This window comes from Anaerococcus hydrogenalis (assembly GCF_002871895.1).
Classification (GTDB): Bacteria; Bacillota; Clostridia; order Tissierellales; family Peptoniphilaceae; genus Anaerococcus; species Anaerococcus hydrogenalis.
Window position 1 is genome coordinate 245,882 of record NZ_PNHP01000003.1, and the last position, 23,451, is coordinate 269,332.

Below are 23,451 nucleotides of genomic sequence, written 5' to 3' on the forward strand. Positions count from 1 at the left end.
AATTGATAAGCTCTTTCAATCTAGCCTTTTATCTTTTCATATTCATTGGCTATATTTATAAAATCATCAAGGGAAAGATTTTCTGCCCTAAGATTTTCCTTTAAGGACAATTTTTCAAATATTTTTTTCAAATCTTCTTTTTCTATAACACTAGATAGGGAATTTAAGATAGTCTTTCTTCTTTTATTAAAACCTGCCCTTACTATATTAAATAGGCTATTTACATCAACATCTTCATCGTAAAGTCTTAAATTTAATTTTAAAACTTGGGAATCTATTTTGGGTTGGGGCATAAATACTGATTTTGGAACCTTAAATTGGCCTGTAATTTCTGAATAATATTTTATAAAAACTGAAAGTGATGAATAATCCTTGCTTTTTTCATCAGCCTTCATCCTATCTGCCACTTCCTTTTGAACCATAATGGTCATATCCTTACAAGGAAGTTCTTCTTCAAATAATTTTTCAATTATTGGGGTTGTTATATAATAGGGCAAATTTGAAACCACCTTAAAATCTTCTCCAGAAAAATTTTCTTCTATTATTTTTTTTAGGTCAGTTTTTAAAATATCAGCATTTATAATGTCAACATTTGAAAATTCTCCCAAATTGTCCTTTAAAATTGGAATAAGGGTCTTATCTATTTCAATTACAACAAGTTTCTTGCAAGTTTTTGCCATCTCTTGGCTTATTGTTCCAATTCCTGGTCCAATTTCCAAGATATTTTCGCCAGAAACTTCTGATAAGTCTATAATTTTATCGACAAAATTTTTATCTACCAGAAAGTTTTGTCCCAAGGATTTGGTAAATTTAAAACCATAAAGGTCTTGGATTAGTTTTATTGTTTTTGGTGAATATAATTTTTTCATATTTTTTCTACCGCCTTTTCAAATTCTTCGCGGCTTATGCCAAAGGAATTTAATTTTGATAAAAGTTGCTTGGAATTAAAATATCCTATAGAAAGTATATCGCCAAGCTTTTCCCTTCTCTTTCTGCTATCATTTGTTAGGGTTAGGTTATTGTCTAAGAGATCTTTCATAGTAAATTCTTCTCTTTTTTCACTTTTTGTTGCATGGGCATTTTTAAGGGCCTCTATTATATCTTCTTTTGAGGCGTTTTCTACTCCCAAATCTCCATTTTTTATGGCTTTTTTCCTATCAAGATAGGCGTGTTTTGCATTTGGTATTTCTTTTGAAATTTTTGCCCTTATCTTTTTTCCTGCAAAATCTGGATCGGTAAAAATTATTATCCCGCATCTTTTATCGATTTCTTTTAATCTTTCTATCAAATCTTTTCCAAAAGCAAGGCCGTTTGTTGCTATAAGCTCACAATCTATGGCAGATTTTATATTTGTTATATCATCTTTTCCTTCAACTACTATTGTTTCTTTTATCATACTACCTACTTTATATTAAAAAATTCTTTGGCATTTTTGCTGGTTCTTTTTGCAATCTTTGATAATTTCATCCCACGAAGATTTGCAATTTCTCTTGCAACTTCCACAATTTTTCTAGGATCATTTCGCCTTCCTCTATAAGGTTCTGGGGATAGATATGGAGAATCTGTTTCAAGCATTAGCTTATCCAAATCTACATTTATGGCTGCATTTTTTTCATTTTCTGCATTTTTAAAGGTTACAACTCCCCCGATTGAAATATAATATCCTCTTTTCATACATTCCATTAAGTGCATATATGAATAAGCGAAGCAGTGAATTTGAACTTTTAATTCCGGATAAGCTTTCAAAATTTCCAGGCAATCATCAATTGAATCTCTAGAATGAACAACTACAGGAAGATTTAATTTTTTGGCAAGGTCTAATTGCTTTATAAAAACATCCTTTTGCTCAGCCTTGTTGTCATCTTTCCAATAATAATCTAGGCCAATTTCTCCAATAGCCACAACCTTGGGATTTTTTGCCAAATTTTCTAATTTTTCTATAGAAGTTTCATCAAAAGATTCTACATTTTCCGGATGAAAGCCAACTTGAGCATACAAATTATCAAAAGATTCGGAAAGCTCTACTGCCTTGTAAGAATTTTCTAAATTACTTGATGGAATTATTACACAATTTACAGCAAAATTAGACAGATCCTTTATAAGAAAAGATCTGTCTTCATTAAAGTCATCACTTGTTAAATGGGCATGTGAGTCTATTAATTTCATTAAGAAATCACCGTACCTGGTTTACAATCTTTGATTGTTGTAAGTAAAGCTGCATCCTTACCTGCTGCAAGAAGCATTCCTTCTGATAAAATTCCTCTCATTTTTACAGGTTTTAGGTTTTTGATTACTACTATATTTTTTCCTACCAAATCTTCTTTTTTGTAAAATTCTTTTATACCAGAAACAATTGTCCTAGTTTCACTGCCTATATCAACCTTAAAAACAAGAAGCCTATCAGCATCTGGGTGGTCTTTAGCTTCTAAAATCTTACCAACTACAAGGTCAAGTTTTTCAAAATCATCTATTTTAATTTGAGCTTTTCCTTGGTCTTCTTCTTTCTTTTCTTCTTTTTTAACTCCAAGTCTTTCTTCTACTAGCTTGTTGTTTAAATCGTGAAGTTTCTCAAGTTCTTTTTCTGTATCAAGTCTGTTAAATAGGTTTTGACCCTTATTTACTTTTGTACCTTCTTTGATTAGACCAAATTCTTTTGCAGATGCAAAGCCTTTATTTTCTACTCCCAATTGTTTTAAAATTTCATCAGTTGTATTTCTCATAACAGGCTCAAGCATTTGGGCAACAATTCTTAAAGATTCAGCAAGGTTATATAAAACTGTATTTAATCTTTCATATTTTTCTTCACGACCCAAAATCCATGGTTCAGTTTGGTCAACATACTTGTTTGATCTTCTTACAAGATTCCACAAACATTCCAAGGCCTCATTAAATTTAAAATCATCCATTAATTTTGTAAAATCATCATAAGTTTTATGGCAAAGATTGATTAAATCCTCATCATAGCTATCAGTTTCAGAACCTTTTTTAATTATTCCATCATTATATTTTGAAATCATTGAAACAGTTCTTGAAAGTAGGTTTCCCAAATCATTTACTAAATCTGAATTATACCTATCCATAAATTTCTTTGAAAGGAAATTTCCATCAGAACCAAAATTAAATTCACGAAGTAGGAAATATTTTAAGGCATCAGTTCCATATAATTCTACAAGTGGTTCTGGATACATAATATTTCCCTTGGATTTACTCATCTTATCATTATCAAATAAAATCCATCCATGGGCAAAAACTTTTCTTGGAAGAGGAATATCAAGAGCCATCAAAAGTGCTGGCCAAATTATTGTATGAAATCTTACTATATCTTTTCCAATCAAATGCACACCAGCTGGCCAATATTTATTAAATTTCTCCATATCATGACCATAGCCAATTGCTGTCAAATAACAAGATAAGGCATCAATCCATACATAAACAACGTGTTCATTATCAAAAGGAACGTCAACTCCCCAATCAAAAGTATTTCTAGAAACAGAAAGATCTTCAAGACCCTTGTTAATAAAGTTATTTAACATTTCATTTTGCCTAAATTTTGGCTCAAGAAATTCAGGATGGTCTTTAAAAAGTTCCTTTAATTTGTCAGTATATTTAGAAAGTTTAAAAAAGTAAGATTCTTCCTTGTGATGGTCAACTGCTCTTCCACAATCAGGACAGTTTCCTTCATCAAGTTGGCTTTCAGTAAAATATGATTCACAAGATTCGCAATAATATCCATCATACTCACCCTTATAAATATCTCCCTTGTCATAAAGATATTGGAAAATATTTTTTACATTTTCTTCATGCTTTGGATCAGTTGACCTTATAAAACAATCATAATCAATATCAAGTTTTTTCAATAAGTCTTGAGTTTCACTGGCAATTTTATCAACAAATGGTTGTGGTTTAGATCCGTGAGAAAGTGCAGCATTCATGATTTTTTGACCGTGTTCATCAGTTCCTGTAGTAAGGTAAGAATCAAATCCTTGTAAATTTTTATATCTTTTTAAAACATCTGCAATAACAGATGTATAAACATTACCAATATGTAGGTTGCTATTTGGATAATATATTGGTGTGGTTATATAATAAGTATTTTTATCCATAAAATCTCCTTTGTAAAAATTTAAATAAAACAGAGCATAGACAAAGTATGAAATTAGATAATATTTTATTTTGAAATAAAAATTAAGCTAAGTACCATCTCGACTAGATAAATATGCCTTGATTTGGCATATTTATCCCTAAAACTATGTGCGAAAGCACTAAAAAGTTTGCGTAATAAATATGTTTTAGTGTGAGTGAAACGAACGCATGGAGAGATCTCAAGAGATTTCTCCGCTCGTTGCACACGATAAATCGGGATAAACAACCGAAACTGACGATTGTTTATCTGGTCGAAATGGGAAAATTTTTAGTTTGTCAACAGTCTGATAAAATAAAACTATTTTTCTTTTTATATATTTATATTATAGCGTTTTTGTCTATTTTTTCCAATTTAAAATAGTTTTTATAAGAAAAAAATAAGAGGCCCTAAGGCTCTCTTATTTAAAAATTAATTATCTTTTTTCTTTTTAAAAATTCCAGCAAAAGCTCCAAAAAGTCCCAAGATATATGGGCTCAATCCAAATTCAACTCCTGTTTTTGGATTAGAGTTTTTATTTTGGTAAAAAATTTTATTATCCTTACTTACAAGAATTTTTTCTTCTTTGATAGCTCTTGTTTTCCTATTATTTTTCTTATCCTTACTAGAAACTTTTTTATCCTTATCTTTTTGATCTTTTGCAATATTTTCTGTTTCTATATTTTTATTTTTTGACTTACCATTATCTACTTTTCCTATTAAATCTTGGAAATCTTTTGCCTTTAAATATTCAGCCAAGGCATCTTTATAGTTTTTCTTAGCTATTTTTTGATTTTCTTGAGCTTGTTTTAAGTCAGCTAAAATTTCTTCTTGATTTTTCTTCTCTTGATCAAGTTTCTTATTGAGATTTTCTAATTTCTCTTTTAATATACTTATATTTTCTGCAAGTAGCCTTATACTAGAGAAATCTTGGTAGGTTTTTGGATCAGATAAGTCAATCTTATTAGCCTTTTGTTCTGAAAGTTTTGCTTGACCTAATTTTTTGTTTAAATCTTCAAGTTCTTCTTCTAATTTGCTTAGATTATCTTTTTTAACTTCCAATTCCTTTCTAGCACTTTCAAATTCTTCTTGTGATTTTTGTAGGTTTTTTAAAGATGCAAGGTATGAAGACAAGGATTTTTTCAAGCTATTTAACTTATCATTTTTTTGGTCTAGGTTTTCTTGACTTTCTTTTAAGTTAGCAGCTAAATTTTCTTTCTCTTTATCAAGATCTCCCATTTCTTCCTTAGCCTTTAAAATATTCTTATCAATTTCCTCTTGATCTTTTTGAATATTATTTATTTCATTTTCTTTTCTTTCTACTTGGGCTTTTAAATTTTCCACTTCATTTTCTTTAGCCTTCTTATCAGCCAATAATTTTTGACCTTCTTTTGATAAGTTTTCAATATTAGCAGAAATTTTTTCCTTTTCCGATAAGTTTCTTTTCTTATCTTCATTTAAAGATTTAATTTGATTAGCAAGAGAATCGATAGATTTTTTATTAGAATCAGCTTCTTTTTTAAGTTCTTCTAATTCATCAAAATAAGCTTTATTGTCATTATTAATTTTTTCTATATTAGTATCAATATCTGAAATTTCTTTTTGTAAAGACTTTATAATATCTTTATTTTTTAAATTTTGTTCTTTTAAATAGGAAACTTTATCATTATTAGTTTTTAAATCTTTTTTGTATTTTTCAACACTTTCTTTACTTGATTTAATCTTTTGGTCTATATTTGAAATTTCAGTATTTATTTTATCTATCTTATTCTTATTTTCACTTAATTTGTTTTCTATATCTTTTATATCTTTTTCTAAACTGTCAATTTCACTTTGTATTTTTGGATCATAGTTAACTTCTCCATCGATTATGGCCTTTAGTCCATTCATATAATTATCAAGACGATTTTTATATTCGTCTATTGAATAAATTTTTCCACCATTTTTATTAGGATTTAATTCTAGGGCTTGTGTTTTTTTAGTCCAGTACCAAGGTTCTCCCTCTTCTATACTTTCAAAATAATCACTTCTTATACCATAACCTGCACTTTTTGACTCAGTTGGGAGAGGAAATTGATTAGTTCTTTCTTTACGCTCTTCCCACATTAAATCATCAACTAAATTGGTATAATGACCAACAGAATAAGTTAAACCTTTTGCTTTTATCTCCTCAGGACTTAATTCTTTGAATTGCTCAAGATACTTATCCATAGCCTTTCTATTTTCATATCCTTCTTTCCTAAGTTTATCAAAGACATTTTTTTCTTCATCCCACCATCCTGATAAGGCTTGATTAGCATCAGCTACTCCTTCAACAAGAATTTTTTTATTATAATTAAATCCCTTTGTTTTTTTAGCTAGGTTTTCTTGTTGAGGATGGGCTTCAGAGTGCTTTTCCTTCCAATATTTTGAAGCATAATTTGCATTAGCCTGAGCCACAGCCATATCATAATCTGTGATTCCAAAACTAGAAAGACCTCTTCCATCTATTCCCCCATCTTTTCGCCTTTTATCTTGTATTACTTTTAAAGCCTTAATAGCTTCTTTCATATTATCTAGACTTCTAGCATCATTTTCACTAACAGACCTATCTTCATTAGTTTTATTCATTTCTAGAAGATATTCTGCTTTTTCAGGATATTTTCTTGAATCAGGTACTTTTGTAAATACATCCAAAGCTTTTTGGGAGCCCATTTCTTCAAAAAATCCAATAGAGCCTCTATTCCATTTTTCTTGAGCTTCTTTTTTAGCTTGTTCTGTTATTTGTCCCTTATTCTTCTCTTTTAATTCATTTAATCTTGATTTTTTCTTTTCAAGGTCACTTGCTAAAGTTTTATTTTCATCTTCTAGCTTATTTTTTTCTTCTATTTTTGTATTTTTATCGTTTTTTGAGTCTTCTACTTTAGTATTTTCATTTTTTATATCTTCATTGATTTTTATATTATTTTCAGATATTTTTTCAATTTCTTTAGAAGAGTCACCTATTTTATTATCAAGGTCTCCTATTTCTTTATTCTTATCATTTTTTTCTTTATTTAAATTATCAATTTTTTCAGATACTTCTTTATTTTGGGCCTTAAATTCTTCTATTTTTTTATTTATTTCAGCTTGTTTTGTCTCAAGTTGTCTTTTTTGTCCCTCTAACTCTTGGATTTTTTTATCAATATCAGCAATTTCTTTTTCTTTTTTACTTAATTGGTCTTGGTACTTTTTAAATTCTTGAGAATTTTCATCTAAATTTTGAAGTTTCTTTTCAATAGCTTCTATTTCTTTAGTAAGGTTATCTTCTTTTTCCTTTATTTGATTAATTTCCTTGTTTTTATTAGAAACTTCTGCCTTTTTAGCATCTTTTTCTTCTTCTAGTTTTTTAAGGTCATTATTCTTATTTTCTATGCTTTTTTTAACTTCTTCTAATTTTTTAGAATCCCCATCTTTTTTATCTTGGGCATTTTTTACAGAATCTTCAGCATCTTTAATTTCCTTTTCTGCATCTGGATTTTTAGCCTTTTCATCTTCAAAGTTTTTTTGAGCTTGGTTTTTAGATTCTTCCTTATCATTAACAAGCTCACTTGCTTTCTTTAATGAATCTTTTTCACTTTCTAAGTCTTTAGAAGTCTTTTCGATTTTTTCATTTAAGTTAGAAACATTTTCTTTTTCTTTAGCTTTTTCTTCTTCAACTTTCTCATTTAGTTCTTTTTGAGAATTTTCAATTTCTTCATTGACCTTATTTACCTCATTTTCAACTTGATTTAAGCTTTTATTGGCATCATCATATGCTTTTTGCTTATTGTTTGTATCTTTTATGGCATGGTCATATTCTTTTTCAGCCACTTTATAAGTATCATAAACTTTTTCATATGATGAAGGCTCAGCCTCTTTATTATTTTCGATTGAAATATTATCATTGCCATCTGCTTTTGAAACATTTTCTGTTTGGATTAAAAATGTTGTGGATATAGCCATAGCTAGGGCTATTTTTTTAAAATTATTGTTTTTCATATCTGCTTACGAAATATTTCGTTCCTCCTTAATTTCTACATAATTTATTAGGTTTATTTTACCATATTAAAGAAATAAATGAAAAAGTTTATTGATACTTTAAAAAATTCATAAAAAAACTGGTGAAAAATTATATTTACACCAGCTATTTTAAATATTATTTTATTGTAACTTTATGGAAGGTTTTTTTACCTTTTTTTACTATTATTTTTCCATCTTCAAACAAATCTTCATTTATTTCAAATCTTGGATCGGTTATTTTTTCATCATTTATACTTACTCCGCCTCCCTTAACTGAATCTCTTGCTTGAGAATTTGATTTTGTAAGGCCAAGTTTTGTAAGAAGGGTAAGTATTCCCATTGGAAGCTCTGTTTTTTCAATTTCAGTTGTTGGCATTGCTGATTCGTCTCCAGCTCCAGAGAATAAGGCTTTTGATGCTTCTAGGGCTTCTTTTGCCTTATCTTCACCGTGAATTAATTTTGTAATTTCATATGCCAAAACTTCTTTTGCATGGTTAATTTCCTTTGCATTTTTGCCGTTTCCAAGTCTTCTACATTCATCAGTTGGAAGGAAGGTTAGCATTAAAAGGAATTTTTCTACGTCCCTATCATCAACATTTCTCATATATTGGAAAAGTTCGTAGGCCGAAGTTTTTTTCTCATCAAGCCAAACAGCTCCCTTTTGACTTTTTCCCATTTTTACGCCATCTGCTGTTGTTAAAAGTTTAAAAGTCATTCCATATACTTTCTCATCTTCTTTTTTCCTAATCAAATCATATCCACCGATAATATTTGACCATTGGTCAGATCCACCAATTTCTAGAGTACAATTATGTCTTCTAAATAATTCTAGAAAATCGTAAGATTGTAAAAGCATGTAAGAAAATTCAAAAAATGTTAGACCTTTTTCCATCCTATTTTTGTAGGCATCTTTTTTTAGCATTTCATTTACAAGGAAATTTGATCCAACATCCCTTAAAAAATCTACAAACGGAAGATTTAATAGCCAATCTCCATTGTTTACCATTATCGCCTTGTCGCCAGAATCTTCTCCCTCATTTTCAAATTCCAAAAATCTTTGGAATTGCTTATAAAAACAATTGGCATTGTGGTCAATTCTCTCTTTTGTCATAACCATTCTCATATCACTTCTTCCTGAAGGATCTCCAATCATAGTAGTTCCTCCACCAAGAAGGGCAATTGGTCTGTGGCCATAATTTTGCATTCTCATCATAACCATAATTTGGATAAGATGACCTACTGTCAATGAATCTGCAGTTGCATCAAATCCACAATAAAAAGTTAATTTTTCATTTTTTAATTTCTCAGCCAACTCTTCTTCATCAGTAGCTGCCTCAAAATATCCACGATCTTTTAATTCATCAAAAACTGAATCATATTCTTTTTCATATTGAAATTTCATTTATATCTCCTTAATTATTTTTAAGCACAAAAAAAGAGCATAAGAAGGCATCTTAATGCGGTACCACTTCTTTTTATACTCCACGCTTTCACTAAGTAGAAAGCCAACTTTGGACAAAGAATCCTGTAATTTCAAAAAAACTATCTCAAATTTTCCCTACTGTAAATCCTATAAGTCCTATTTACTTATCATACATTATACATTGGATTATTATTTTTTCAAATATATAGACTATAAATAAAAATTTATAGCCTATGCCAATTATTCTCCTTCAAATTTTTAAAATTATCCAAGTTATCCTCGCACATTTTCCCCTTAAAAGAAATTTCATAAGATATTTTTTTACCCAAGTGAGAAAAATTTATGAAAGCCTTATTAGATTTCTCATCAATTTCAAAAGAATTAATTTCATCCCAAGGCATAAGAAGAAAATCGCCCTTAGTAGAATTTGAAATTTCTTTTTCGTAAATTCCTTTTTCATTAAAATTTAATAAAAAAGTTCTTGAAGAATCTAAGGTATTATACAAATTACTAACAAGTAATTTCAACAATCCCTTAGCCTTTGAATTATGTTTAATTGCAAACAAATAAGAATTAGTATCTCCAAACTTTTCTTTTATTTTACTTCTAAAATCACCTACATTATTAAATAAAAATCCCATTTTACCTCCTTATTTAAAAATAAAAACCTCTTTGATATCCTTGTCCAAAACCTTGCAAATCTTGTAGGCAGTTTCAAGACTTGGACTTATAGTCTTATTTTCATAAGCCATAATCGACCTTCTCTTAAGCCCAACCATTTTAGCAAGTTTATGCTGAGAAAGCCCCTTCTCTTTTCTAAATTCTCTAATTTTATTGTCAATTTCCACTTCCATACAAAAACCTTTAGTTACATTTTTAGTACATTTTTTGTTACATTTATAGTACCATAAGTATAAATTTTTGTAAAATTTAATAAGTAAAAATACTTTAGAATTTTTTTTAAAAAAAAGTAAATAAGAAATCCATCTCGAGCCTAGTTGAGAGATCTCATAAAAAACTAAGATATAGTACTTATTTAAATAAAGTAAGCTAAAATATATTACAAAGTAGAAATTGAAATAAAATCTAAATATAACAAAAGAGATCTCTCGACTCATTACATTCGCTCGAGATGGGTTTACACTCTATACTTTTTTGCTCCGAAGAAATTTAAATAAATTTTTAATAAATAAAATTATAATCTTATTTAAACTTAAGCTATTAAAATCAAAATAAAAATTAGCAAAAAATAATAAAATACAAACTTTAGCAATTAAAAAAAGCAAACATTCACCCATCTCGAGCTTGTCGAGAGATCTCCTGCAAAAATAGGGCAAAAGAAATTGTATGCATTCTCTAGTAAATCTATGAAAATTACAAAGAATAATATAAGCCTAAACTAACAATAGAGATCTCTCCACGCACTTCACTTCGTTGCGTTTGGTCGAGATGGGTTTAATATTGCTATAATTTTATACTTCGAATAAATTAAAATTAAATTTAATAAATGGACTTATAGTTTTGTGAAAATTCTATTGGTACAAATTTTGAAAAATAAGTACTTATCATAACTTAAATTTCTAGAAGTTCTACAAAAATAAACAACTCTTAATATCTAAAATTACTGTTTTATTTAAACTTTAGTAACTAAATCCAAGCAATCATTACCCATCTCGACACTGTGGAGAGATCTCCTTTATTAATTTCATCCTATTATTTACCAAGTCCTTTAGAAAAAATACAAATAAAAACTAAATAAAAAACAGGAGCTACCTCCTGTTTTTTGCTAATCGAATTATTTTTAGTTATATGGTTTTTTTATCTTAAAATTCTACTTTTTTGCCGTAATATGCAGCTTCATATATTTTTTTGATATCTTCTGGAGAAGTTTCTCTTGGATTTGTTAGGGTACAAGCATCTTTGAATGCATTTTCACTCATTTTATCCAAAACTTCTAAGAATTTATCTTCTTCTATTACAGTATTTTTACCATCTTTTATATTTGCTGTAAGTCCTACTGCCTCATTTAATTTTCTAATTTCTTCTGCTATATCGTCAATTCCTAGAATTTTTTCTAGTTTATCATATTTATCTGTTGCTTTTCTGTTGTAATCTATAATGTATGGAAGCATAATTGCGTTTGCTTCTCCGTGTGTTAGGTGGAAAATTCCTCCAATTTTGTGAGCCATTGAGTGAACTATTCCTAGTGAAGCATTAGAAAATGCCATTCCTGCAAGGGTTGATGCATCGTGCATTTTTTCTCTTGCATCCATATCCTCACCATTATCATAGGCTTTTTTAAGACTTTCAAATACAAGTTCAATTGCCCTAATTGCAAGTGGTGATGTGTAATCATCTGCTGATGTTGAAACAAAAGCCTCAACTGCGTGTGTCATAACATCCATTCCTGTTTGAGCTGTAATTCTTGGAGGCATTTTGCTTGCAATAACTGGATCGCAAATTGCCACATCTGGTACGAAATCAGGATGAACCAATGGATATTTTATTTCTTTTTCTGTATCAGTTATTACAGAAAATGCTGTAATTTCTGAAGCTGTTCCTGATGTTGATGGAATACAAGCCATTTTTGCCTTTGTTCTTAGTGGTGGATTGTCAAAAGCTGCTAATTTTTCAAAACTATAGCCTGGGTGTTCATAGAAAATCCACATAGCCTTTGCAGCATCCATAGCAGATCCTCCACCAATTGGAATTATCCAATCTGGTCCGAATTCTTCCATTTTCTTTCCACCTTCAAGGCAAGTTTTTACTGATGGGTCTGGTTCTACCCCATCAAGAATCATAACTTCCATTCCAGCTTCTTCTAAATATTTTTTAGCTTGGTCTAAAAAACCAAATTTTTTCATAGAATGACCACCAGTTACAAGAACTGCTTTCTTTCCTTCTAAATTTTTAAGATATTCTAGACTATCAACTCCGTGAACAATAGTTCTTGGAATTGCAAAAGTTTTAATTGCCATTTTCCCCTCCGTAAATTTCCTTTGTTAATCTTTTGTCATTATTATTATATAACTTTGTTTATTTTTGTCAACATTATTTTTAATAAGAATCTTTTTTTTGTTATATAAATAACATTGTTTAAATATCTAAATATTTTTTTAAAATTTATACTTTTTACATGAATTAATATGCAGAATATCCATTCCATTTTTCTGCATAAAATTTTATTTGATTTTTTGTAAAAAAAATGTTTTAATGTAAAAGATAATAAATTTATAAAAATTTGTCAGAAAGATTTTAAAACTTTTACGGAAATTCTTTTACATAGTTTTATCCTATGTAGGTTTCCCAAAAAAATTTTGCCTATTTTTAGTAATTTGCAAATTATTCTACAAATTTTTTTTGCCCATTTTTAGAAAAAAAAGGAGTTAGTATGTCTAAAAATATATCTGTTAAAAAGACCCTAGTTATTGGTTCTGGCCCTATAGTAATAGGCCAAGCCGCTGAATTTGATTATTCTGGAACACAAGCTTGTGAAACTTTAAAATCTTTGGGAGTTGAGACTGTCCTTATTAATTCAAACCCTGCAACTATTATGACAGATCCAAATCTTGCTGATAGGACTTACATAGAAGCTATCAATTTTGAAACTGTTGTAAAAATTATAGAAAAAGAAAGACCAGATTCTATTATAGCAACTATGGGGGGCCAAACTTCCCTTAATATGACTTTGAAACTTTACGAAGAAGGAATTTTAGATAAGTATAGTATTAAAATTATTGGTACAGATATAGAAGCTATCAAAAAAGGAGAAGATAGGGAATTATTTAGAAAAACTATGAAAGAAATTGGCCAACCAATTGTTTCATCAGAAATCGCAAGATCTCTTGATCAAGGTCTTAAAATCGCTCAAAAAATTGGTTATCCTCTAGTTATTAGACCAGCCTATACTCTTGGAGGAAGTGGCGGTGGTTTTGCCAATAATGATGAAGAATTGAAAGAAGTTTTATCACTTGGCCTTTCCCTATCTCCAGTAAGTGAATGTCTTATAGAAAAATCAATTAAGGGTTGGCTAGAAATCGAGTTTGAAGTTTTAAGAGATAATGAAGGAAAGAAAATTGTAGTATGCGATATGGAAAATGTCGATCCTGTTGGAGTTCACACAGGAGATTCTATAGTTGTTGCTCCTTGCCAAAGCCTTGAAAAAGAAAGTGTAAATAAATTAAAGCAAGCAAGTCTTGATATAGTTGAGGCTATCGGTGTAAAGGGAGCTTGTAATGTTCAATTAGCTTATAATAAAGAAAATGACGAGTATGCAGTTATAGAAATAAATCCTAGAGTTTCAAGATCTTCTGCCCTAGCAAGTAAGGCAGTTGGCTATCCTATAGCAAGAATTGCTACAAAAATTGCCCTAGGCCTTAATTTTTCTGATATAGAAAATTTTTCAACAGGAAAAGCTCTTGGTCAATACCAACCAGAATGTAACTATGTAGTTGTAAAAATTCCAAAATGGCCTTTTGATAAATTTAAAAATGCCAAAAGAAAATTAGGTACAAAAATGATGGCTACAGGTGAAGTTATGGCTATAGGATCAACTTTCAAAGAAGCTTTGTTAAAGGGAATTAGGTCTCTTGAAATTGGAAAATATTCCTTAGAAAGCGAATTTTCTCATAATAAAAGCGATGATGACCTTATACAAAGAATGCAAAAACCAGATGATGAGAGATTGTTTGACCTTGCAGAATTTATTAGAAGAGGCCACAGCATTGACGAAGTTCACCAAATTACAAAAATAGAAAATTACTTCCTCAACCTTATAAAAGAAATAATTGATGATGAGGAGAAATTAAAAAATACTAAATTAAAAGATTTAGATCCAGCTTATCTTAAAAAATTAAAAGAAGATGGATTTGCTGATTATACTATAGCTAAGTTATTAGGGGTAGATATTTCTGAAATATCTTCTTTAAGAAAAGATAATAAGATTTTTCCTAAATACAAAAAAGTTGATGTATCAGCTTTTAGAAAAAATGGATCATATATTTACTCATCTTATTTGGGTAATGATCAATCTGAAATTTCAAATAATAAAAAAATTATAGTTATAGGATCTGGTCCTATAAGAATTGGTCAAGGAATAGAGTTTGATTATTGTTCAGTTCATGCAATCAAGGCTTTGATAAATATGGGGATTGAAACTATAACAATAAATAATAACCCAGAAACTGTATCAACAGATTTTGATACATCAGATAAACTATACTTTGAGCCTTTAAGCCAAGAAGATGTCCTAGATATTATAGAAAAAGAAAATCCTGATGGAGTAATCCTTGCCTTTGGAGGCCAAACTGCAATTAAACTTGCCAAAGACTTGCATGATCACAATATAAATATTATAGGAACAGGTTTTGATGTAATTGACAGGGCTGAAGATAGGGAAAAATTTGAAGCTCTTCTTGAAAAACTTAATATAAAAAGACCTAAAGGCTATGGTGTAAAAAGCCTAGAACAAGGACTTAAGGTTGCAAAAGATTTAGGATATCCAGTTTTGATCAGACCTTCATATGTTTTGGGTGGCCAAGGAATGGAAATAACTTATGATGAAGAAAGATTAAAACAATATCTAAAAGCAGCCTTCAAAAGAGATAAGGAAAATCCTGTCTTAATTGATAAGTACCTAATAGGAAGAGAAATCGAAGTCGATGCCATATCAGATGGAGATAATATTTTGATTCCTGGAATTATGGAACACCTTGAAAGAGCAGGAGTTCACTCAGGAGATTCAACTTCAATCTATCCATCAATAAATATAAGTGATCAAATAAAAGAAAAAATTTACCAAGAAACTCTAAAAATTGCAAAAGAGCTTAAGGTAAAAGGAATGATAAATATCCAATTTATAGAATACCAAGATGATATTTATATAATAGAAGTAAACCCTAGAGCATCAAGAACAGTTCCATATATTTCAAAAGTTTCAACAGTTCCAATAGTAGATCTTGCAACAAAAGTTATGCTAGGTGAAAAATTAAAAGATTTGGGATATGGTACTGGAATCTACAAAGAAGCTCCTATGACCTGTGTTAAAGTTCCTGTATTTTCTTTAAACAAATTAAACAGGGTAGAAATTTCCCTAGGACCTGAAATGAAGTCTACTGGAGAAGTTTTGGGAATTGGAAAAGACCTTGACGAAGCCCTATTCAAAGGATTTGAAGCCAGTGGACAACCAATTAGCCAAGAACATGGAAAAGTTCTTGTAAGTATAAAAGATTCTGACAAAAAAGAATTTTTGGAAATTGCAAAAACAATGGAAAAAATGGGATACTCCTTCCTAGCAACAGAAAATACTGCAAAATTCTTAAATGAAAATAATATAAAAGCTGAACTTGTTGGAAAAATTGGCCAAGATAAAAATAATATTATAGACTTAATAAAAACATCCAAACTTGACCTTATTATAAATACTCCAACCAAGGGTGGAGATAGCCAAAGAGATGGATTTAAAATAAGATCATCTGCCATAGAATACGGCATAGAAACAATAACAAGTCTTGATACAATAAAGGCTAGATTAAGAATTGAAGAAAAAGATTTTGATAGAAAAAATATAGAAATTTATGAAATTTCTGAATTAAGTAAATAAAAGAAAAACCTTCCAAAAATTTTTGGAAGGTTTTTTTATTTTTAAACTGTACCCATTATTTTTAAAACAATATTTGCAATAACTGCAGAACCTATATAGGTTCCTAAAAGGGCACAAATGGTAATTACTACAATTTTTAGACCTTGTTTCTTAAATGAATCTAATTCTTTTGCTGAAGAAATTCCTGCATATGCCAAAATTGGTGTACAAAGTGGCAATAAGTCAAGATGAGTCATAGCTTCATTAAATGGTTCAGCCACTGGTGAAAGTCCAGGAATTGATGCAAAAGATGCCAAGAATGCTATATATAAAATTGTTGGTAGATTTATATGAACTTTTTGAAGTAATAAATCTAAAATTAAACCAATAACTGTAATTCCAAATAGCCAAAGCATTCCTACTAAAACATCTGCCATAGTAGAATCAGAACCCATTCTTATACTTGAAACATAAAGTCCTGCTATAGAAATTACTGCTGTAATACATAAAACTCCCAAATATTTTGAAAGAGTTTTTGCAAATCCTTCATTAACTTCCTTGTCATCCTTTTTCTCTATATGACGAGTTGGAGCAAGAGCAGCCTTTTCTGCCTCATATTTTTCTTTTCCTTTACAAAGTTTATATAACCATTCTGCTATAGGAATTCCTAAGAAAAATGCAACATAAACTGTATCAACTGCTGATAAAACTTGGCTTGTAGCACCATATCCCATCAAAGCTTGTTCCTTATCAGGAAAAGCCTCAATAATTGGAGCTATGGCCCCACTCATCATAGATGCAGATCCAGTTCCAGCTGCCATTGCCAAAGATTCAGGACTAAACCATGAAATATTAATAAAAATTGATGAAATAATAGAAAAAGCAATAGTTCCAAGAAGAGTTCCTGTTATGTATGAACCCATAACCCCACGACCTTCAGGAGAATCTAATCCATATAAATTCGCAACGATTCCAAGTCCTTCTTCTCTAGAAATAGAAAAACCAGAACCAATAGCTGTTCTATCCATTTTAAATACAAAAACTGCAATTGGGATAGAAATAAAGATTGTTCCAAGGTTACCAAATTCTTGTAAAATTAAAGCAGGACCTGCCTTAATAACTGTAGAAATATTTGGACCAATAGCTGTTGCCATATAGGCAATCAAAAATAAACAAGAAATGCTGACATATTCACCAGCCCTTGCCATATCACGTTCAGAAATAGAACTAGAACTTAAAGTACGAGCTACAATAATTCCAATAATAAGAGCGTAGATCATTGGTAGAAGCTTAAATTTAACAATTCCAAAATCAAATGGAATAATTCCAATAGCCTCTGCTGCAATAACTACAAGTAAAATAATAAAATGTAGCCTCATATCCGTAAGAATATTTTTATTTTTCATTTTTCCCTCCTTATGTAATTTTCAAAAAGGCAAATGAAACAAACCTTTTCTTAAATTTGATTCTTCGCTTTAATTAGTAAAATAAGCTAAGAAATCATCCAATAAATAGACTAGCACTAATCATTTTTATTGTCAATGAAGAATAATGAAAATAATTTGTCAACTTTTTTATAAAAATACTGTAAATTTGATTAATATACTACAATGATTTTTATTAATTCAAATGCATTAATAAAAATCACAAGCTTCTATATGAAATATGAAGATATAAAATAAATAAATTAAATAGGCCTATAATATAAGAGATTTAAAAAAATTTGTAAATAAAATTTAAATATGAAAATTCCAAATATAAAAGACAAGGAATTAAGGTTATTTTAATATAAAGCAAACGAAAAAGATCTCTCCATGCACTTCACTTCGTTTTGCTTAGTCGAGATGGGTAATATCTTTATTTAGTTTTTTACTAAAGAAAAGACTTGAAAAATTTTTTTATAAGGATTTATAATTGCCTTTAGCAATAAAATAAGCTCAAAACAAAAAACCATCTCGAGCCGATAAATATGCCTTGATTTGGCATATTTATCCCTAAAACTAGTGGGAAATCACGGAGAAATTTGCGAAGCAAATGAGTTTTAGTGCCGAGAGATCTCTGATTTTATTTATCTTGTCATTAAATAAATTCTTTAAATTAATTCAATATATTAAAACTCAATGAATTAAGATTATTTTAATATAAGACAAATTAAAGAAATCTCTCCATGCACTCCACTTTGTTTCGCTTAGCCGAGATGGGTAATTTCTTTATTTATTTTTTCACTAAAGAATTTATTATAAATAATTCATTATATATGCAATTTTAATAAAAAACTATTTGATTTTTAAAAAATCCAGTTCTTATTTTTTAGAAATATCTTTCTCGTATAAGTCTTTTTTTATTTGGCTTGTGCTTATTTCTGGAGTTCTTGGTAAGTATACGACTTCTACTCCCTCTTCTTCTAGAAAGTCAAATTTTCCCTTCCAATCATCGCCCATTACAAAAGTATCAACTTGATAAAGGTGGACATCTGATTTTTTTTGGTCCCAATTTTCTTCAGCTATTACTAAATCTACACACCTTAAGGCCTCTAATAATTTTTTTCTTTGATCGAAAGTAAAGTAGGTCTTTTTATTTTTTTCTTTGCTGTTAAATTCATCTGTAGAAATTGCAACTATCAAATAATCCCCCAAGGCTTTGGCTCTTTCCAATAAATTTATATGACCATAATGCAATAGGTCAAAGGTTCCATAAGTTATAACTCTTTTCATTTTTTCTCCTTTTTATTCAATATAATCCTGTATAATTTTTATTTAAAAATTATAATTCTATTACTAATACTTTATAGTAAATCTATATGAATTTCAATTCGCAAGATTTATTGTTATTTAAAATTACGAATATTATTTATAAGTTGACGATATCAGATTTTTTGTTATTTAAATTGACACTCGCTACTTATATTGGTATTATTAGCATATATTTTAAAATTTATGGAGTTTAAATGAAAAAATTATCTGTTGAAAAATTAGCTGATTTTGTTTCTACTTATAGAAAAAGTAAGAATTTTTCCCAAAGAAATCTTTCAGACCTTACTGGTATTAATAGGACTATGATTAGTCGTATTGAGTCTTGTGATTATGTGCCATCTATTGACCAACTTCAGGCTTTGGCTGAGGTTTTGGGGTTTGATATTGTTGATTTGTTTGTGGAGGAAGGGAAGAAAAGTTTTATGAAAAATATTGATAAGAAATATAAGATTGCTGTTGCTGGGACTGGTTATGTTGGTCTTTCTATTGCTACTTTGTTGGCTCAAAATAATCATGTTACTGCAGTTGATATTGTTAAGGAAAAGGTTGATTTGATTAATGATAGAAAATCTCCTATTCAAGATGATTATATTGAGAAATATTTGAGGGAAAAAGACCTTGATTTGACTGCTACTCTTGATGGGGAAGCTGCTTATAGGGATGCTGATTTTGTTGTTATTGCTGCTCCTACTAATTATGATTCTAAGAAGAATTTTTTTGATTGTTCTGCTGTTGAATCTGTTATTGAATTGGTTTTAAAGGTTAATCCATCAGCTACTATGATTATTAAGTCTACTATTCCTGTTGGTTACACTAAATCTGTTAGGGAAAAGTATAATACTAAAAATATTATTTTTTCTCCTGAATTTTTGAGGGAATCTAAGGCCTTGTATGATAATCTTTATCCTTCTAGAATTATTGTTTCTTGTGATGATGAGAGTCGTGATAAGGCTGAAATTTTTGCTTCACTTTTACAAGAAGGTGCTATAAAAGAAAATATTGATACTTTGTTTATGGGCTTTACTGAGGCTGAGGCTGTAAAGTTATTTGCTAATACTTATCTTGCTCTTAGGGTTTCTTATTTTAATGAGCTTGATACTTATGCTGAAAGCAAGGGCTTAAATACTGAAGAGATTATTAATGGTGTTTGCCTTGATCCAAGAATTGGTTCTCATTACAACAATCCTTCTTTTGGTTATGGTGGATATTGCCTTCCAAAAGATACTAAGCAATTATTAGCAAATTTTGATAAGGTTCCTCAAAATATGATTTCTGCTATTGTTGATGCTAATAGGACCAGGAAGGATTTTATTGCTGATCAAGTTTTAAATATTGCAGGATATTATTCTTACAATGAAGACGTCCAATATAGGCCAGATAAAGAAAAAGAATGTGTAATTGGTGTTTACAGGTTAACAATGAAGTCAAACTCTGACAACTTCCGTCAATCATCTATCCAAGGGGTTATGAAAAGAATAAAGGCAAAAGGTGCTACAGTTATAATTTACGAGCCAACCCTAAAAGACGGTCAAACTTTCTTCGGGTCAGAAGTTGTAAATAACTTAAAGAAATTTAAAAAAATGAGCCAAGCAATTATTGCAAACAGATATGATTCCTGCCTAGATGATGTGATAGATAAGGTTTATACAAGAGATATTTTTAAAAGAGACTAAAAAAATTCCCATCTCATATTTTTTGAGATGGAATTTTTTTATCCAAAATTTAAACTATAAAGATTTTTTGAAATTATAAACTATTTTTCCGGATAATTTTTATAGCTTGGGTCTATGGCCAAAAGTTCGGAAAAATTATCAATTTCAACAATATCTTCTTTTTTCATTGGGAAAATTCCCAAATCAAATTCATCTGGATGGCAAAATAGGGCCACATCGTCCCAATAAATTTGCCTGTTATTATTTTCAAATTCTACCTCTATAAAATGTTTCAATTTTTTCCCGTCTTTTTCGTTCCAACGAGAAACGCTATATAATTGCCAACCGTTTTTGCCACCAGTTTTACTGCAAGATATAACTTTCCCATCTTTTACACTTTGCAGCCACTCGTCAGTATAAGAACTTGTCCATACACTATTGTAACCAGATTTTTCAAAATTTGGACTTAAGATCGCATCATTATAAATAATTTGGTCCCCATCCAAAATTATTGCATTTGAAATCAAATTTCTAGCTACATATAAAGAAGAAATGTTGTTACAAGTATCATAGTAGGGGTTTTTTATAAAATTTAAATTTGGATATTTTTCCAATAATTCCTGGAATTTTTCTGATAAATATCCAACAACAATATAAATTTCATCTATACCATTTTTATGAAGACCATCAATTATGGTATCAATCATTCTCTTACCATTAACTTTTATTAAAGGTTTTGGTGTATTTAAGGTTACAGGTTTCATCCTATTTCCAAAACCTGCCGCCATAATTATTGCTCTTTTTACCTTATACATCCATTTTCTCCTCTTTTTTTAAATATTTTCTTACTATCCTATAATATTCTTTAGCATAACGATATTGTTTAATAGAATATTCCCCAAAATCTACTCCCAAATTTCTCTTATATTCACACCAATTACTCCACAACAAACCACAAGATGAAATATAGGCGTAAATTTTTAACCTTGTATTAAAGTCACACTCATTATCAAAATAAATATCAATAATTTGGTCAATTTTTTCCTTATCGTACATGGAATAAATACAAAACATGGCTATATCAATATGGGGATCTTGCATACCAGCATATTCCCAATCAATCAACTTTACACTTTCATCTTCTGTAAACAAAAAATTATCAGCCACAGAATCAATATGGCATAGGGATTTTTTGCCGATATTTTTTTCTATAAAAGATTTTAAAGAAAATATTCCCTTTTTAACCTTTTGGTAGTCCCTATAAACTGATTTTTTACCATTCCACAGACTTTCATAAAAATTAATCTCATCAAAAATATCAAAGTCATGGTCAATAGATAAGGATAAGTTATGAAACTCTTTGAGTTTTTCCATGCATTTTGAAACATCATCCATATTTTCCGGATCACAAACTCTTGAATTTTCAATAAATTCTGTGATTTTATAGCCATTTTCAGGATCCATATAAATAATATTGTCGCAAATATTTTTCCCCTTTAAAAGCTTATAAACTTTTGCCTCCTCGTACCTGTTAATTAACTTATCGGTTCCCTCCCCAGGAACTCTCATAATATATTTTTTATTTTTACAAGAAAACAAAAATGACCTATTAGTCATACCTTTTTTTAGGACCCTAATATTTTTAATATCAGATTTATGGACTTCAAAAACTTTACAAATAAGGTCAATAACATCCGACTTTAAATTATTAGACTCCCTATCAAGCTCTCTTAAATCTTCATAAGTATCAATTTCAACAAAATCACTAGACTTAACAAGCCTTGCTGCAATATTAATATTAGAAAAATTAAAAAGGGCCTCTTCCCAAAACATTTGATAACTTTCATTATCCTTTTTTAACTTATCAATATTTCCCCTTAACTTATCAGCTATATCCTTGGTAAAATAAGAAATACCGACCATAGAATTTCCCTTATCCTCATCCTTGATAGTAACAAGCTCATTTTTCCTATTTATCCTAATCTTACTATAAGTTGACTTCTTATCAGAAACCATATACCAAGAATAAAGTTCATTTTTCCTAAAAGGATTTTCCTTACACCATATATCTGATGGAATAATATAAGAATTATCAAGCTTATCAGAGATCAAATCAAGAGAATAAAGATTATTTTTTAAATCATAAGATTCATTAACAATTAACCTTACCCCAAACTCATCAATCAGATACTCAAATCTTTCCTTCAAAAAACCCACCACAATATAAATTTCAGAAATTCCAACTGAGTGAAGTTGCCTAATAATTCTTTCAACCATAACCTCACCCTTAATCTCAAGGAGGGCCTTGGGACTATCCAAATTAATAGGAACCATCCTCAAACCAAAACCTGCCGCCAAAATAATTGCCCTTTTAGGCTTATTCTTATCAATCAAACTTTGACCCTTATGAGAAATATTAAAATCATTATCCAAAAATTTATCATCTTTCAAACTGTTAATAGCCTTATTAACAAAGCCTAAAGAATATCCAGTCCTCTCCATTAAATCCCTTTGACTTACAAATTTATTATTTGAAAGAAACAAGAGAATATTCATCTTATTTTTGTTCATACAATTTAAAACCTTTCTTTTCACGAATTTATAAAATCGATCATTTGTGAACTCAATAATCAATAAAAAACTCATTTCCCAATGAGCAATAATTTATTTTATATAAAACAATAATATCTTTATATAGTTTACAAGAAAAAAAAGAAAAAATCAATAAAAATTTTTAATATATACATATATGTAAGCCAAGGAATAAATATAATTTTAATATAAAACAAAATAAGGAGATCTCTCCATGCACTCCACTAGCACTAAAATACGTTTGCTACGCAAACTTTCTCGTGCTTTCGCACTTAGTTTTAGGGATTATTGTGCCAACTCAAGGCACAATA

15 protein-coding genes are annotated in these 23,451 nt (G+C 29.4%); 2 read left to right on the plus strand and 13 right to left on the minus strand.

Translation table 11 applies throughout. From position 1 onward, the window contains the following. Positions 1-20 precede the first annotated feature (20 nt). From rsmA to CJ192_RS06000, 9 genes are all read right to left on the minus strand, one after another. Positions 21-869: a 16S rRNA (adenine(1518)-N(6)/adenine(1519)-N(6))-dimethyltransferase RsmA gene (rsmA, locus tag CJ192_RS05960; RefSeq protein WP_102198111.1), complete on the minus strand. Its 849-nt coding sequence runs from the start codon at positions 867-869 to the stop codon at positions 21-23. After that, on the minus strand, positions 866-1,396 hold the full coding sequence (gene rnmV / locus CJ192_RS05965) for a ribonuclease M5 (RefSeq protein ID WP_102198112.1): 531 nt from the start codon (positions 1,394-1,396) through the stop codon (positions 866-868). Before rnmV ends, rsmA begins: the two co-directional genes overlap by 4 nt. Before the next feature lie 5 nt (positions 1,397-1,401). Further along, positions 1,402-2,166 carry a TatD family hydrolase gene (locus CJ192_RS05970; RefSeq protein ID WP_102198113.1) on the minus strand — a complete coding sequence of 255 codons (765 nt, stop codon included), beginning with the start codon at positions 2,164-2,166 and terminating at the stop codon, positions 1,402-1,404. Then, positions 2,166-4,103 (minus strand): methionine--tRNA ligase, encoded by a 1,938-nt coding sequence (metG, locus tag CJ192_RS05975; protein WP_102198114.1) that lies wholly within the window; start codon positions 4,101-4,103, stop codon positions 2,166-2,168. The genes CJ192_RS05970 and metG overlap by 1 nt, the downstream gene beginning before the upstream one ends. A 449-nt stretch (positions 4,104-4,552) precedes the next feature. After that, positions 4,553-8,119, minus strand: a complete 3,567-nt coding sequence (locus tag CJ192_RS05980) for a coiled-coil domain-containing protein (RefSeq protein WP_102198115.1) — start codon at positions 8,117-8,119, stop codon at positions 4,553-4,555. Positions 8,120-8,276: 157 nt separating this feature from the next. After that, positions 8,277-9,542: a tyrosine--tRNA ligase gene (gene tyrS, locus CJ192_RS05985; RefSeq protein ID WP_102198116.1), complete on the minus strand. Its 1,266-nt coding sequence runs from the start codon at positions 9,540-9,542 to the stop codon at positions 8,277-8,279. A 245-nt stretch (positions 9,543-9,787) separates the two neighbouring features. Continuing rightward, a complete protein-coding gene (locus CJ192_RS05990; RefSeq protein WP_102198117.1) occupies positions 9,788-10,204 on the minus strand; it encodes a histidine kinase in 417 nt (138 codons plus the stop codon). A 9-nt stretch (positions 10,205-10,213) separates the two neighbouring features. Beyond that, positions 10,214-10,417 (minus strand): helix-turn-helix transcriptional regulator, encoded by a 204-nt coding sequence (locus tag CJ192_RS05995; RefSeq protein ID WP_102198118.1) that lies wholly within the window; start codon positions 10,415-10,417, stop codon positions 10,214-10,216. A 969-nt stretch (positions 10,418-11,386) separates the two neighbouring features. Further along, positions 11,387-12,541: an iron-containing alcohol dehydrogenase gene (locus CJ192_RS06000; RefSeq protein WP_102198119.1), complete on the minus strand. Its 1,155-nt coding sequence runs from the start codon at positions 12,539-12,541 to the stop codon at positions 11,387-11,389. A 413-nt stretch (positions 12,542-12,954) separates the two neighbouring features. On the opposite strand from CJ192_RS06000, the gene carB reads away from it, so the two are divergent. Continuing rightward, entirely contained in the window at positions 12,955-16,164 is a 3,210-nt protein-coding gene (gene carB / locus CJ192_RS06005; protein ID WP_102198120.1) for a carbamoyl-phosphate synthase large subunit, read from the plus strand. 41 nt (positions 16,165-16,205) lie between these two features. Here the strand turns inward: carB and CJ192_RS06010 are convergent, their stop codons facing one another. Together CJ192_RS06010 and tagD are read right to left on the minus strand one after the other, a co-directional pair. Then, positions 16,206-17,549, minus strand: coding sequence for a DUF3100 domain-containing protein (locus CJ192_RS06010; protein ID WP_102198121.1), 1,344 nt, complete (start codon positions 17,547-17,549; stop codon positions 16,206-16,208). Positions 17,550-18,446: 897 nt separating this feature from the next. Then, positions 18,447-18,857 (minus strand): glycerol-3-phosphate cytidylyltransferase, encoded by a 411-nt coding sequence (gene tagD / locus CJ192_RS06015; RefSeq protein ID WP_102198122.1) that lies wholly within the window; start codon positions 18,855-18,857, stop codon positions 18,447-18,449. 233 nt (positions 18,858-19,090) lie between these two features. Between tagD and CJ192_RS06020 the strand changes: the two genes are divergently transcribed. Beyond that, a complete protein-coding gene (locus CJ192_RS06020) occupies positions 19,091-20,569 on the plus strand; it encodes a nucleotide sugar dehydrogenase (RefSeq protein WP_102198123.1) in 1,479 nt (492 codons plus the stop codon). Between the two features lie 80 nt (positions 20,570-20,649). Here CJ192_RS06020 and CJ192_RS06025 read toward each other — a convergent pair whose 3' ends face one another. Beyond that, on the minus strand, positions 20,650-21,363 hold the full coding sequence (locus CJ192_RS06025) for a sugar phosphate nucleotidyltransferase (protein WP_102198124.1): 714 nt from the start codon (positions 21,361-21,363) through the stop codon (positions 20,650-20,652). Then, the gene (locus tag CJ192_RS06030; protein WP_102198125.1) at positions 21,356-23,119 is read right to left on the minus strand and encodes an NTP transferase domain-containing protein; all 1,764 of its coding nucleotides are present in this window, start codon (positions 23,117-23,119) and stop codon (positions 21,356-21,358) included. Before CJ192_RS06030 ends, CJ192_RS06025 begins: the two co-directional genes overlap by 8 nt. Between the last annotated feature and the right edge of the window lie 332 nt (positions 23,120-23,451).

What these genes read in the sequence shown, in the direction of transcription:
- rsmA (WP_102198111.1), bottom strand. Translation starts at nt 869, where the DNA reads ATGAAAAAATTATATTCACCAAAAACAATAAAACTAATCCAAGACCTT.
- rnmV (WP_102198112.1), bottom strand. Translation starts at nt 1,396, where the DNA reads ATGATAAAAGAAACAATAGTAGTTGAAGGAAAAGATGATATAACAAAT.
- CJ192_RS05970 (WP_102198113.1), bottom strand. Translation starts at nt 2,166, where the DNA reads ATGAAATTAATAGACTCACATGCCCATTTAACAAGTGATGACTTTAAT.
- metG (WP_102198114.1), bottom strand. Translation starts at nt 4,103, where the DNA reads ATGGATAAAAATACTTATTATATAACCACACCAATATATTATCCAAAT.
- CJ192_RS05980 (WP_102198115.1), bottom strand. Translation starts at nt 8,119, where the DNA reads ATGAAAAACAATAATTTTAAAAAAATAGCCCTAGCTATGGCTATATCC.
- tyrS (WP_102198116.1), bottom strand. Translation starts at nt 9,542, where the DNA reads ATGAAATTTCAATATGAAAAAGAATATGATTCAGTTTTTGATGAATTA.
- CJ192_RS05990 (WP_102198117.1), bottom strand. Translation starts at nt 10,204, where the DNA reads ATGGGATTTTTATTTAATAATGTAGGTGATTTTAGAAGTAAAATAAAA.
- CJ192_RS05995 (WP_102198118.1), bottom strand. Translation starts at nt 10,417, where the DNA reads ATGGAAGTGGAAATTGACAATAAAATTAGAGAATTTAGAAAAGAGAAG.
- CJ192_RS06000 (WP_102198119.1), bottom strand. Translation starts at nt 12,541, where the DNA reads ATGGCAATTAAAACTTTTGCAATTCCAAGAACTATTGTTCACGGAGTT.
- carB (WP_102198120.1), top strand. Translation starts at nt 12,955, where the DNA reads ATGTCTAAAAATATATCTGTTAAAAAGACCCTAGTTATTGGTTCTGGC.
- CJ192_RS06010 (WP_102198121.1), bottom strand. Translation starts at nt 17,549, where the DNA reads ATGAAAAATAAAAATATTCTTACGGATATGAGGCTACATTTTATTATT.
- tagD (WP_102198122.1), bottom strand. Translation starts at nt 18,857, where the DNA reads ATGAAAAGAGTTATAACTTATGGAACCTTTGACCTATTGCATTATGGT.
- CJ192_RS06020 (WP_102198123.1), top strand. Translation starts at nt 19,091, where the DNA reads ATGAAAAAATTATCTGTTGAAAAATTAGCTGATTTTGTTTCTACTTAT.
- CJ192_RS06025 (WP_102198124.1), bottom strand. Translation starts at nt 21,363, where the DNA reads ATGTATAAGGTAAAAAGAGCAATAATTATGGCGGCAGGTTTTGGAAAT.
- CJ192_RS06030 (WP_102198125.1), bottom strand. Translation starts at nt 23,119, where the DNA reads ATGAACAAAAATAAGATGAATATTCTCTTGTTTCTTTCAAATAATAAA.